Consider the following 13,040-nt stretch of genomic DNA (forward strand, 5'->3'; position numbering starts at 1 on the left):
TTTAGTCTCCTTTTCCGAATATTTTCCCATTATATCAGAAAAAGTAAAAAAAGGCAAATTTTTATATTTTTGTGTCAGAAAATATAACATCGTTTTTTTCTTTTCTTTCTTGAATTGCCACTATAAAGTGCTATAATAATAGTATATATAGAAGAAAAGAGGACAGGGATATGAAGAACAAAAGAATATTTAAAGACTTCCAAGCTTCAAAAATGAGTTTAAACATTTACACAAGCCCCTTGTTAGCCTTTGCTTTTGTCTTCATAGGAGAGTTTGTGGCTTATACTCTGTATGGTATTAGTTTGTTAGCTCTCATCGGACTTGCTAGAAATTTTGGAGAGGCTGGTCAAAATCTTGCAACCTACTTGCAGACCTTGCATCAGAGCTTGACGGATAAAACAAGTGACTTTCATTTAATTTTAGAATTGCTGGCCTTTGGGTTTATTCTTCACACTGTGTTCAGATGGACTAAAAAAGTTGAGAAAAGGCCTATTCGAACTTTGGGATTTTATAGAGAGAATTTCCTCAGCAATCTTCTGAAAGGATTTGGGCTAGGTCTGGCACTTTTTCTTCTGACCTTGTTAGGTTTAGTAGCATTAGGGCAATATCGTTTTGAGTCTATTCACTTAAATCCTTATTCGCTTATCTTTGTTGTCTTTACTATCCCATTTTGGATTTTACAGGGGACAGCAGAAGAAGTAGTGTCGCGTGCTTGGCTCCTTCCTCAATTGGCCTCAAGAACCAATCTAAAACTTGCTGTTCTTATATCTAGCCTATTCTTTACCCTGCTTCATATGGGCAATTCGGGTCTAACCCCTCTATCTCTAGTGAATCTCTTTTTATTCGGAGTTGCCATGTCTCTTTACCTTCTCAAAACAGATACAGTTTGGGGTGTTGCGGGTATTCATGGGGCCTGGAATTTTGCTCAGGGCAATCTTTTTGGGATTTTAGTTAGTGGTCAGCCGTCTGGAACATCGCTGATGACCTTTTTACCACAAGGCGATCATGGCTGGCTATCAGGTGGTTCTTTTGGGATAGAAGGATCTATCATGACAAGTCTGGTCTTACTACTGCTGATTGTCTATCTCACTTATCAATTAAAGAAAGAAAATGAAAGGATGTGACTTAGGTCCGTCCTTTTCTTCGTGAAAATGTTACAAGTATGCTAAAATAGGAATAGCACATGGAGAGAGGATTCTTATGATCAATCGCATTACAGATAATCAATTTAAACTAGTATCAAAATATCAACCTTCAGGAGATCAACCCCAAGCTATTGAGCAGTTGGTTGATAATATCGAGGGGGGAGAAAAAGCTCAGATTCTGATGGGGGCGACTGGAACAGGGAAGACCTATACCATGAGTCAGGTCATTTCCAAAGTCAATAAACCAACTCTGGTCATCGCCCACAATAAAACTCTAGCAGGCCAGCTCTATGGGGAGTTTAAGGAATTTTTTCCTGAAAATGCCGTTGAGTACTTTGTGTCTTACTATGATTATTACCAGCCAGAAGCTTATGTCCCTTCTAGCGACACCTATATTGAAAAGGATAGCTCTGTCAATGACGAGATTGACAAGCTCCGACACTCAGCGACTTCGGCCCTTCTGGAGCGTAATGATGTTATCGTCGTAGCTTCCGTTTCTTGTATCTATGGTTTGGGTTCGCCCAAGGAATATGCGGATAGTGTCGTTAGTCTCCGTCCTGGTCTTGAAATTTCTCGTGATAAACTCTTGAATGACTTGGTTGATATCCAGTTTGAACGTAATGATATTGATTTCCAACGGGGAAGATTTCGTGTGCGTGGGGATGTAGTGGAGATTTTCCCAGCTTCCCGTGATGAACACGCCTTTCGAGTAGAGTTTTTCGGGGATGAGATTGACCGTATCCGTGAGGTTGAGGCTTTGACAGGTCAGGTATTGGGAGAAGTGGATCATTTGGCTATTTTCCCAGCTACTCACTTTGTGACCAATGACGACCACATGGAAGTTGCCATTGCTAAAATTCAAGCAGAGTTAGAGGAGCAGTTAGCTGTCTTTGAAAAGGAAGGTAAACTGTTAGAAGCCCAGCGTTTGAAACAGCGGACAGAGTATGATATCGAAATGTTGCGTGAGATGGGCTATACCAACGGGGTTGAAAATTATTCTCGCCACATGGATGGTCGTAGCGAAGGAGAGCCTCCTTATACGCTTCTCGACTTCTTCCCAGATGATTTCTTGATCATGATTGATGAAAGTCACATGACCATGGGGCAAATCAAGGGAATGTACAATGGAGACCGTTCTCGTAAGGAAATGCTGGTTAATTATGGTTTCCGCTTGCCGTCTGCTTTGGACAATCGCCCTCTCCGTCGGGAGGAGTTTGAAAGTCATGTCCATCAGATTGTTTATGTTTCAGCGACACCTGGTGACTATGAAAATGAACAGACCGAGACAGTGATTGAACAAATTATTCGTCCAACGGGACTATTGGATCCAGAGGTAGAAGTCCGTCCGACAATGGGACAGATTGATGACCTCTTAGGTGAAATTAATGCCCGTGTTGAAAAGAACGAACGAACCTTTATCACAACCTTGACTAAGAAAATGGCAGAGGACTTGACCGACTACTTCAAGGAAATGGGCATCAAGGTCAAGTACATGCACTCGGATATCAAGACCTTGGAGAGGACGGAGATAATTCGTGACCTACGCTTGGGTGTCTTTGATGTCTTGGTCGGAATTAACTTGCTCCGCGAAGGGATTGACGTTCCCGAGGTAAGCTTGGTTGCTATTCTCGATGCTGACAAGGAAGGTTTCCTTCGTAATGAACGTGGCCTTATCCAGACCATTGGACGTGCCGCCCGTAACAGTGAAGGTCATGTCATCATGTATGCGGACACCGTTACCCAGTCTATGCAACGTGCTATCGATGAAACGGCCCGTCGTCGCAAAATCCAGATGGCCTATAATGAAGAACACGGTATTGTGCCTCAGACAATCAAGAAAGAAATCCGTGACCTGATTGCTGTGACCAAGGCAGTAGCTAAGGAAGAAGACAAGGAAGTTGATATCAATAGCCTCAACAAACAAGAGCGCAAAGAGCTTGTCAAGAAACTTGAAAAACAAATGCAAGAAGCCGTCGAGGTGCTTGACTTTGAACTAGCAGCTCAGATCCGAGATATGATGCTGGAAGTCAAGGCGTTGGATTAGAATAGTACTTAAAGGAGAAAATATGTCCCGTTCCCAATTAACGATTTTAACAAATATTTGTCTGATTGAAGACCTCGAAACTCAGCGCGTGGTTATGCAGTATCGCTCTCCTGAAACCAATAGCTGGTCAGGTTATGCCTTTCCAGGAGGCCATGTAGAAAATGGCGAATCTTTAGCAGAGTCTGTCATTCGTGAAATCTATGAAGAAACAGGGTTAACTATTCAAAATCCTCAACTTGTCGGCATAAAAAATTGGCCACTAGATACAGGTGGGCGCTATATCGTCTTTTGTTATAAGGCGACTGAGTTTACTGGAACTCTTCAATCTTCAGAAGAGGGAGAAGTTTCTTGGGTGCAAAAAGACCAGATTCCGAATTTGGATCTGGCCTATGATATGCTACCTTTGATGGAGATGATGGAAGCTCCGGACAAATCTGAATTTTTCTACCCTCGCCGTACAGAAGACGATTGGGAAAAGAAAATTTTCTAATCCTTTACTAAATAACCAAGCTGATCCAAGGCCTCTTCGATATAGTGGAGGTCTTGTTGTGTTTTCTGTCTAATAGTAATAGAAGATTAGGAAAAAACATATATACTCTGAAATAAATTTAAAATATTTCTAAAAAAGTATTGACAAAAACAAAGAAAACGCTTACTATATACATAAGGGAACGGTTCCATAATATAAAAAGGAGGAGTGATGACTACAATAAAACAGGTTGCTGAAGAAGCTGGAGTATCGAAATCAACAGTTTCAAGATATATTTCGAAAAAAGGCTATGTCGGAGATGATGCTAGAGAAAAGATAAAAAATGCTATCAAGAAATTAAATTACACACCGAATGTATTAGCACAATCTTTGAAAACTAAAAAAAATCAAATGGTAGGACTCTTATTGCCAGATATTTCTAATCCCTTCTTCCCCAGATTGGTTCGAGGAGCTGAATCATATTTGAAAGATAAAGGTTATAGGATTATGGTTGGTACTATTTCAGATCATGATTCGTTAGAAGAATATATAAACCTTTTGTTAAAAACAAATGCAGCTGGTATTATAACGACACTTGACTTTACAAAGGAATTTCCAAATCTGACGTTACCTGTTGTTGTGGTTGACCGGATTAGTAAAGATACAGGTTACGGTGTCTTTTCTGATAATCAGTTGGGTGGACGTTTGGCTGCTAAAGCAATTTGGAATGCTGGCGCTAAGCAAGTTATGATTATTAAAGTTTTAGATGATAAAGCTGAGAACATTGCGGAACGATTTGAAGCAAGTTTAAACTATTTGAGGAATAAATCTTTAGAGATTTGTATTGAAGAAAGTGAAACATTTGAGTTTGAAAAAATTCAAAAAGAAGCTAAAGAGAATCTAAAAAGAAATCCAAATATTGATAGTATTATAGCGCCTTCTGATATTCATGCGATAGCTTATATTCATGAAATTTTAGCAATTGGTAAAAAAATTCCAGATGATATTCAAATCATTGGTTATGATGATATTGTACTTAGTCAATTTATTTACCCTTCTTTATCAACTATTCACCAATCATCATATAAAATGGGAGAACAGGCTGCAAAGCTAATCTATAATATGGCAAATAAGTTCTCTATAGATGAAGTTAAAATTAAACTACCTGTTAGATACGTAGAAAGAAATACATTAAGGAGAAAGTAATGAGTAAAATTGTTGTTGTTGGAAGTATTTCAATGGACTTAGTTATGAGAACAAAAAGGATTCCAGAAGGAGGTGAAACGATTTTTGGGGATTCATTTAATATAGTTCCGGGTGGAAAAGGTGCAAATCAAGCTGTAGCTATTGGTAGATTATCCAGTGTAGAAGATAATATTTACATATTTGGAAACGTCGGAGAAGATATTTTTTCAGCAGATTTACTAAGTAATCTGCAAAATAATAATATTTCTACAGAACATGTGGGAACGGTACCACAATCTACAGGAGTTGCACAAATTACTTTATATGGAGGTGATAATAGAATTATTTATTATCCCGGAGCGAATAATTTAGTTAAAACAAATGATTGGAAAAATGAGTGGGAATTGATTAGTGATGCAAATATTGTTGTATTACAGAATGAAATACCACATGAAGCCAACCTATCTATAGCTAAATTTTGTCAAGAAAATCAAGTTAAGGTGTTTTACAATCCTGCACCAGCTAGAGAAACAGACATAGAGATGATTCCTTTTTGTGATTTTATTACTCCTAATGAGCATGAATGTTCAGAGCTTTTTCCAGATAAGAAATTAGAAGAAATTATTAAAATTTATCCTAATAAAATGATTGTGACATTAGGAGTTGAAGGTTCTATTTATTATGATGGGACAGCAGTTCAGAAGATTCCTGCTATAAAAGCAGAAGTAGTTGATACTACAGGAGCAGGAGATACGTTTAATGGTGCTTTTGCTTATGCTATCTCAAAAGGAAAAGAGATGAATGTTGCATTGTCCTTTGCAACGATTGCTTCACATCTTTCTGTTCAAAGATTTGGAGCGCAAGGAGGCATGCCGAGTTTGAAAGAAATAAAGGAGCATTCAGGATATGAAGAAATATGGGATTTTAAATAGTAATATAGCGAAACTAGCTGATGATTTAGGTCATATGGATTTGGTTTGTATCGGAGATTTAGGATTGCCAGTTCCAAAAGGTGTTGATAAAATTGATTTAGCATTAAGAAAAGGTAGTCCAAGTTTTTTAGAAGTTTTAAAAGAATATTCAGATCATGTACTTATTGAAAAAATTTTCTTAGCAGAAGAAATTAAGGAAAAAAACAAAGAACAGTGGCAAGTAGTTATAGATCTTTTAGGATCGAATATAATTATTGAATATATTAGTCATGAAGAATTGAAAGCTATGAATACTAAAGTTAAGGCAGTTATTCGCACTGGGGAAGATACACCATATTCGAATATAATCTTGCAATCAGGAGTTATTATTTAGAAGGGGGTTGCCTATGAAAATTGAAATGAAGAACATTTCAAAATCTTTTGGGAATAATCGTGTTTTAGAAAGTATTGATTTGGTTCTTAATTCAGGAGAAGTTCATGCTTTAATGGGGGAGAATGGTGCAGGCAAATCAACCTTAATGAATATTTTAACTGGACTTTTTCCAGCTACTTCAGGAACTATTTTTATTGATGGAAAAGAAAAAACATTTTCTAATCCTCAAGAGGCAGAACGGTTTGGATTGAGTTTTATTCATCAAGAAATGAATACTTGGCCAGATATGACTGTACTTGATAATCTTTTTTTAGGAAGAGAAATAAAAAATTCGATTGGGTTTCTAGATAAGGCTAGTATGGAAAGGAAAGCTAAAGAAGCATTTAAACGTCTTAATATCTCTATTCCTCTCGATGCAATCATTGGTCAATTATCAGTCGGACAACAACAAATGATAGAAATAGCAAAATGTTTATTATCAGAAGTTTCCTTGTTAATTATGGATGAACCCACAGCAGCTTTAACTGATCGTGAAACTGAAACACTTTTTAAAGTGATAGAAGGATTAAAATCTGATGGTGTAGGTATTGTGTATATTTCACATCGGATGGAAGAAATCTTTAAGATTACAGATCTTATAACTGTTATGAGGGATGGGTTTGTAATTGATACTAAGAAAACGAAGTTAACTAATGCGGATGAATTAGTTCAGAAGATGGTAGGTCGTGAATTAGAAGATTATTATCCAGAAAAAAAGGCTGAAATTGGGAATATTGTTTTTCAAGCTAAGAATCTTTCTGGTGATGCTTTTACGGATATTTCTTTCTATGTACGTCAAGGGGAAATTCTTGGTTTTTCTGGTTTGATGGGTGCTGGTCGTACTGAAATAATGCGAGCAATTTTTGGAATTGATTCTTTAAAATCTGGTCAAATTATAATAAATGGAGAACAACTGATAATTAAAAATCCTTTTGAAGCAATTAAGCATGGAATTGGTTTCTTAACAGAAGATCGTAAAGATGAGGGATTGATTTTAGATTTTTCTATTAAAGATAATATGACTTTACCTAGTACTCGTGATTTTGTTAAAAATGGCATTTTCGATAATAAAACAAGTGATATATTTGTACAACGTTTAATAGATAGGCTACGAATTAAATCAGGTTATCCAGATAAGGAAGTTGGAACACTTTCTGGTGGTAATCAACAGAAAGTAGTTTTAGCAAAATGGATAGGTATTGCTCCAAAAGTACTGATTCTAGATGAGCCAACTCGTGGGGTAGATGTTGGTGCTAAGCGTGAAATTTACCAATTAATGAATGAATTGGCTGAACGAGGTGTGCCGATTATTATGGTATCTTCAGATTTACCAGAAGTGATCGGAGTCAGTGATCGCATTATGGTCATGCATGAAGGAAGAATTAGTGGAGAATTAACACGTCAAGAAGCTACACAAGAAAAAGTTATGCAACTAGCTACAGGAGGACAATAGTGTGAAAAATACTATGAAGTATATGTCAGAATTGACAACAGTAATAGCATTGATAATTTTAATGGCTGTCATCACTATTATCAATTCAAATTTTTTAACAGCAAATAATCTGTTAAATTTACTATTGCAAGTAACATCAAATGCACTGATCGCTTTTGGAATGACCTTTGTTATTCTAACAGGTGGAATTGATTTATCAGTTGGATCAATTTTATCCTTGTCCAGTGCGCTAACCGCTGGCCTATTAGGATCTGGAATGCCTGTTACGTTAGCAATTCTCATCTCTTTAATTTTGGGTTGCATTCTGGGGATGATGAATGGTTTGTTGATTTCCTACGGGAAATTAGCTCCATTTATCGTTACTTTAGCAACTATGACTATTTTTAGAGGCGCAACACTTGTTTATACAAATGGGAATCCTATCACAAAAGGATTAAGTGATACATTCTTATTTCAATTTTTGGGGCAAGGTTACATAGTCGGAATTCCATTTCCTGTAATTATTATGTTTATTGTATTTATTGTTTTATATGTTTTACTTCATAAAACAGCATTTGGTAAATCTGTGTATGCTATAGGGGGGAATGAAAAAGCAGCATATATATCAGGTGTGAAACTAAATAAAGTGAAAATTATCATTTATTCAATTTCAGGTATTATGGCTTCAATTTCTGGATTGATTATAACATCACGCTTAAGTTCTGCTCAACCAACAGCAGGTGCTAGTTATGAAATGGATGCTATTGCAGCTGTTGTTCTTGGGGGCACCTCTTTGTCAGGAGGTAAAGGTCGTATACTGGGTACTCTAATAGGTGCTTTAATTATTGGGGTGTTGAATAATGGACTTAATATTATCGGTGTTTCAGCATTTTGGCAACAAGTAGTAAAAGGAGTTGTAATCTTAATTGCTGTTCTGATTGATCGTTTTAAAGTTGTAAAACAGTAAAATAATTTTTAATTTTTTTGGAAATAGTAACAATTTATTAGATGACGAACAATAATCGGGATTGAAACTATCCCTATAGATATATATTACGAGGAGTAATAACATGAAAATTATTAAAAAAATTAGCATTTTTGCTTTGTTTGTAACATTTATTTTTGCTTTAGTAGCTTGTGGAAAAACTGGTTTAGGAAATTCATCAAATGATAATAAATCTACGACTCAAAAGTCAGCAAAAGAATTAAAATTAGGAGTTTCTATTTCGACTACTAACAATCCCTATTTTGTGGCTATGAAAGATGGTCTTGAAAAAGCCGCAGGAGAACAAGAAGTAACTTTGAAGATAGCAGATGCACAAGATGATGCTGCTAGACAAGCAGATGATATTCAAAATTTTATTAGTCAAAATGTAGATGCTTTACTAATTAATCCAGTTGATTCTGATGCAATTGTTACATCTATTAAAGCTGCTAATAATGCAAATATTCCAGTAATCTTAATTGACCGCGGTAGTAATGGTGGTGAAGTCTTGACAACTGTTGCTTCTGATAACGTAGAAGCAGGTAAAATGGCTGCCGAATTTATTACCAAGCAATTGGGAGAAAAAGCAAAAACTTTTGAATTATCAGGAGTCCCTGGTGCTTCTGCAACAGTAGATAGAGGTAAAGGATTTGAACAAATTTCAAAGACAAATTTAGATGTTCTTTCTAGTCAATCCGCTAATTTTGATCGCGCAAAAGCTTTGAATACAGCGTAAAATATGATTCAAGGAAACAAAGAAGTACAAGCAATCTTTGCACAGAATGATGAGATGGCGTTAGGAGCTGCACAAGCAGTAAAAGCAGCTGGTCTTAGCAATGTATTAATTGTTGGTATTGATGGTCAACCAGATGCACATGATGCTATTGCAAAAGGTGATATTACTGCCACTATTGCTCAGCAACCAGCTAAGATGGGGGAAATCGCTATTCAATCAGCAATCGATCATTATCAAGGGAAAAAACTGGAAAAAGAAACAGTTTCTCCAATTTATCTTGTGACTAAGGATAATGTTGATCAACATAACTGGTGATATATTTTTAGTAAGTAGGTGGTTGTTAATTTTCATTCAATGTAGTTTTTAAATATCATTGTTACTAATTGAGTTATTGGGTGCAAAAAGACCAGATTCCAAACTTGGATCTGGCCTATGATATGATACCCTTGATGGAGATGATGGAAGCTCCGGACAAATCTGAATTTTTCTACCCTCGCCGTGCAGAAGACGATTGGGAAAAGAAAATTTTCTAATCCTTTACCAAATAACCGAGCTGATCCAAGGCCTCCTCGATATAGTGGAGGTCTTGTTGTGTTTCGGCTTCGACTAGGTGGTAATGGATGCCATCTGTCAATTCAGACAGAGGTCTGAAGTCAGAATGCTCGACTTGTTCTAGAAAATGTTGCACATCTCGGCGACAAGACAGTTTCAGCAAGGTTTCAATTTCTCCATAAACGGGATGGTCAATCAAGGTGTTTTGAACACGTCCACCATTATCTACGATAGCTAGGAGTTCCTGACCGATTTCTTCAACTTCATGTTTCACTTTGAAAAGTTTGTGAACATAAGGATTGGTTTCAACTTGCTTATAGACGTAGCCACGATTAGTGGATAGGATAGGAGCGCCATCGGCTCTTAAAATTGCAATGTCCTGTACAATGACCTGACGTGTGACATGAAAATGTTCCGCCAAACTTTGGCCATTAAGGGCTTTGGGAGCTTCTTTCAAGAGTTGGAGCAGAGCTTGTTTGCGATCTTTTGTCATAGCTTTTCCTTTTAACGGCGTTTTCGAAGCACTTTATAGACAGCTAGTGCTAATGTATAGTCTACCATACTATGGATAATTGTACCAAATCCAACTAGCACAAATAGAACATAAAACATATTTTCTACATTGGTACCAGAAGTTGCGTAAAAAAGGACACAGGCTAATACTTCAGCAAGGGCATGGACAAGCGCTAACACAAAATTGAAAATCCAGGAAGCTTTTGGTTTATCTAGGGTATCGGGGAATTTTTGTAGGTAAAGAGCCCCCAAAGTTCCAAAAAAGATATGGGAAAAAGCTCGAAAAACGATCACCATGGGATAGCCAGCCATCAAAAATCCAAAACTAGAGGCTAGGATGACAAAAACAGCCATCAAGGGCGATAAGAACATAGCGATAAAAATAGCGATGTGGCTTCCTAAAGTATAGGAAGCAGGTGGAATGACGATCTTGAAAGGCATAACAATTGGAATCAAAATCGCAATAGCCGTTAAAAGGGCAGTCATTGTCATAAATTGTGTCTTTTTCCGTGTATTCATAAGAATCTCCTTTTTGTCTGTATATACACTAGTATAGTACTATAAACCAGACAATAAAGCAAGGATTTATACTCTTCGAAAATCAAATTCAAACCACGTCAGCTTCACCTTGCCGTACTCAAGTACAGCCTGCGGCTAGCTTCCTAGTTTGCTCTTTGATTTTCATTGAGTATTACTTAGGTTTATAGGTCGTTTTTTAGTTAAAAGTTAGTAAAGATTTCACTAAAAAGAAACTACTTCAAACAAAATCTCCACCTTCAAGCTTGAAAGTGGAGATGTTTTTATTTTTTCAAAGTCTGTAGTCTTGGAACAATGGCTAGCGTTAGAACTGCGGAAATAACTAATTCAGCAATCGAATTTGTTGAGATAACAGTTGCTAGGAGTTTTTGGATATTACCATCAAAAACATTTCCAAAAAGGTAGAAAATTCCACCAAGTACAAAGACTGTGTTGGTTAGCGAACCAAGGGCACCAGCTAAAATAAGACCAGTTTTATTTTTCATCAGTTTATAAACTAGATACGGAGTTAAACCAATCAAAATACGTGGGACGATAGCTATGATAGCTGAGTAGATGTTTCCGTTTGGGACAAATGGTGAGAAGAGGTAGCTTGTTGGTAGAATCGTAATCGTGTTAACGGTCAAGCTAAGTAGCCCCATCAAAAATCCAAGTGTAACCCCAACGCGTGGACCGTAAATAATGCTGGCAATAATGACAGGAATATGAACGATGGTCGGTTTGATTGGGAATGGAAAAAGGTTAAAGATAAGTGAGCTCAGAAAGTGTATCACGAGCATGGTTGCAAAAAAGATAGCAATAGGTGCAATATTAGAGCGTTTTTTCATCGATAGTTTCCTTTATTCTTTCTAAAATAATTGTGAGGTCAGCTAAGGCTCCTCTTCCGTGGTCTCCACAAGCTAGTAGGGATTCCTTAGGATCAATCAGCTGATAGCCGTAGGTTTCTAATGTTTTCAGATTAGCCTGAGTTGCCGGATGTTCATACATTTTTGTATTCATAGCAGGAGCTATTAGTTTAGGAATATGACTGGGCAATGCTAGAGCTGTACTGGTTACCATGTTGTCCGCAAAGCCGTGGGCTAGTTTTGCAATAGTGTTAGCAGTTGCAGGTACCACGATAAATAGATCAGTTTCTTTTCCCAGTTCGATATGATTGACTTGATCAGGATAGGGTTCCTTCATAACATCCAAGTGGACAGGATTCTGCGATAAGACCTGTAGTGTTAAAGGTTGGATAAACTCTGTAGAAGCCTGAGTCATTAAGACAGTGACTTGATGACCTTGTTTTTTTAGAGAACTGACTAAATCTGCCGACTTGTAAGAGGCGATTGATCCAGTTACAGCCAAGAGAATATGTGCCATAGCTTTCCTTTCTATGAATGATAGGCTTGAATCTTTTTAAGGAGGAGTTTTGCAATTTCTTCTTTAGTCTGGACTGTTTGAAGCTGATCTTTTTCAACAAAGATTGCACGATGCTGGTTTGCTGAAATTTGAGTCAGGTCATTTGCGATAATTAAGTCTGCTTGGTTCTTGATAAGACTTTTTCTAGCAATCTCGATGAGATAATCCTCAGAGACATCAACCAGCAGTTTGAAACCAATCAGATGAATAGCAGGATTCCATTCCTTGATTAGAGAGATGATTTTTGGTGTTTTTTTCAGGAATAAAACCTGAATCTCATCAGTCGAAGAAATCTTAGCTTGATGATTTTGCTTGCTTAAAAATTCTTCTAGATTGGAACTAGCTTGGACTTCCTCAAGCCCTGTCATATAAACAGGAGTGTAGTCAGAAACAGCCATTGAGTGGACCAAGACCTGATAATTCTGAACACGTTCTTGCATTTCCAGTAGAAGGTCCTTGGTATTGTTAATTTCTCGAATACTTAGGTCAGGATGAGGTTCTGGCTTCACAGCCCGTTTTGTCGTCATTAAACAAACTTCATGCCCTGCAGCAAGCAATGTTTCTGTGATGATTTTCCCCAAGCGTCCTGTAGAATGGTTAGTGATAGAGCGGACGCTATCGATAGCTTCACTGGTACCGCCCGATGTAACTAAAATTTTCATAGCACTATTGTACACAAAAATAAACGGTAAGTAAA

Annotated in this window: 13 protein-coding genes and 3 pseudogenes; 10 read left to right on the forward strand and 6 right to left on the reverse strand. The window is 37.2% G+C overall.

Translation table 11 applies throughout. The features are described from left to right. The first annotated feature begins 170 nt into the window (after positions 1–170). The 3 genes from QM424_RS00665 (at position 171) to QM424_RS00675 (ending at position 3,679) form a co-directional block, all read left to right on the forward strand. Complete coding sequence (locus tag QM424_RS00665) at positions 171–1,124, forward strand: CPBP family intramembrane glutamic endopeptidase (protein ID WP_414392619.1); 954 nt, start codon at positions 171–173, stop codon at positions 1,122–1,124. A 76-nt stretch (positions 1,125–1,200) separates the two neighbouring features. Further along, positions 1,201–3,189 (forward strand): excinuclease ABC subunit UvrB, encoded by a 1,989-nt coding sequence (uvrB, locus tag QM424_RS00670; protein ID WP_049544180.1) that lies wholly within the window; start codon positions 1,201–1,203, stop codon positions 3,187–3,189. Between the two features lie 22 nt (positions 3,190–3,211). Next, entirely contained in the window at positions 3,212–3,679 is a 468-nt protein-coding gene (locus QM424_RS00675; RefSeq protein ID WP_414392620.1) for an 8-oxo-dGTP diphosphatase, read from the forward strand. On the opposite strand, the pseudogene QM424_RS00680 reads toward QM424_RS00675, so the two are convergent. Next, a pseudogene (locus QM424_RS00680) lies at positions 3,676–3,753 on the reverse strand (DNA-binding transcriptional regulator); the annotation flags it as partial. The gene QM424_RS00675 and the pseudogene QM424_RS00680 overlap by 4 nt on opposite strands. Positions 3,754–3,889: 136 nt before the next feature. Here QM424_RS00680 and QM424_RS00685 point away from each other — a divergent pair. The 7 genes and pseudogenes from QM424_RS00685 to QM424_RS00715 form a co-directional block, all read left to right on the forward strand. Further along, positions 3,890–4,864 (forward strand): LacI family DNA-binding transcriptional regulator, encoded by a 975-nt coding sequence (locus tag QM424_RS00685; RefSeq protein ID WP_070527735.1) that lies wholly within the window; start codon positions 3,890–3,892, stop codon positions 4,862–4,864. Then, positions 4,864–5,775: a ribokinase gene (gene rbsK, locus QM424_RS00690; protein WP_414392621.1), complete on the forward strand. Its 912-nt coding sequence runs from the start codon at positions 4,864–4,866 to the stop codon at positions 5,773–5,775. Before QM424_RS00685 ends, rbsK begins: the two co-directional genes overlap by 1 nt. After that, complete coding sequence (gene rbsD / locus QM424_RS00695) at positions 5,750–6,148, forward strand: D-ribose pyranase (RefSeq protein WP_414392622.1); 399 nt, start codon at positions 5,750–5,752, stop codon at positions 6,146–6,148. Before rbsK ends, rbsD begins: the two co-directional genes overlap by 26 nt. Positions 6,149–6,161: 13 nt before the next feature. Then, positions 6,162–7,640 carry a sugar ABC transporter ATP-binding protein gene (locus tag QM424_RS00700; protein WP_414392623.1) on the forward strand — a complete coding sequence of 493 codons (1,479 nt, stop codon included), beginning with the start codon at positions 6,162–6,164 and terminating at the stop codon, positions 7,638–7,640. Between the two features lies 1 nt (position 7,641). Continuing rightward, positions 7,642–8,586 carry an ABC transporter permease subunit gene (locus QM424_RS00705; protein WP_414392624.1) on the forward strand — a complete coding sequence of 315 codons (945 nt, stop codon included), beginning with the start codon at positions 7,642–7,644 and terminating at the stop codon, positions 8,584–8,586. A gap of 103 nt (positions 8,587–8,689) precedes the next feature. Beyond that, positions 8,690–9,655: pseudogene (locus tag QM424_RS00710) on the forward strand (substrate-binding domain-containing protein). A 77-nt stretch (positions 9,656–9,732) separates the two neighbouring features. Continuing rightward, a pseudogene (locus QM424_RS00715) lies at positions 9,733–9,873 on the forward strand (8-oxo-dGTP diphosphatase); the annotation flags it as partial. Here QM424_RS00715 and QM424_RS00720 read toward each other — a convergent pair. The 5 genes from QM424_RS00720 to coaB form a co-directional block, all read right to left on the reverse strand. Beyond that, complete coding sequence (locus QM424_RS00720) at positions 9,870–10,385, reverse strand: transcription repressor NadR (RefSeq protein WP_414392625.1); 516 nt, start codon at positions 10,383–10,385, stop codon at positions 9,870–9,872. The pseudogene QM424_RS00715 and the gene QM424_RS00720 overlap by 4 nt on opposite strands. A gap of 11 nt (positions 10,386–10,396) precedes the next feature. Then, positions 10,397–10,924, reverse strand: coding sequence for an ECF transporter S component (locus QM424_RS00725; protein WP_173278426.1), 528 nt, complete (start codon positions 10,922–10,924; stop codon positions 10,397–10,399). A gap of 281 nt (positions 10,925–11,205) precedes the next feature. Next, positions 11,206–11,769, reverse strand: coding sequence for an ECF transporter S component (locus QM424_RS00730; RefSeq protein ID WP_000747412.1), 564 nt, complete (start codon positions 11,767–11,769; stop codon positions 11,206–11,208). Beyond that, positions 11,753–12,304 carry a phosphopantothenoylcysteine decarboxylase gene (gene coaC / locus QM424_RS00735; protein WP_414392626.1) on the reverse strand — a complete coding sequence of 184 codons (552 nt, stop codon included), beginning with the start codon at positions 12,302–12,304 and terminating at the stop codon, positions 11,753–11,755. Before coaC ends, QM424_RS00730 begins: the two co-directional genes overlap by 17 nt. Positions 12,305–12,315: 11 nt before the next feature. Next, entirely contained in the window at positions 12,316–13,005 is a 690-nt protein-coding gene (gene coaB / locus QM424_RS00740) for a phosphopantothenate--cysteine ligase (RefSeq protein ID WP_414392627.1), read from the reverse strand. Positions 13,006–13,040: the final 35 nt, after the last annotated feature.

The organism is Streptococcus mitis (assembly GCF_047464945.1).
GTDB lineage: Bacteria > Bacillota > Bacilli > Lactobacillales > Streptococcaceae > Streptococcus > Streptococcus mitis_EA.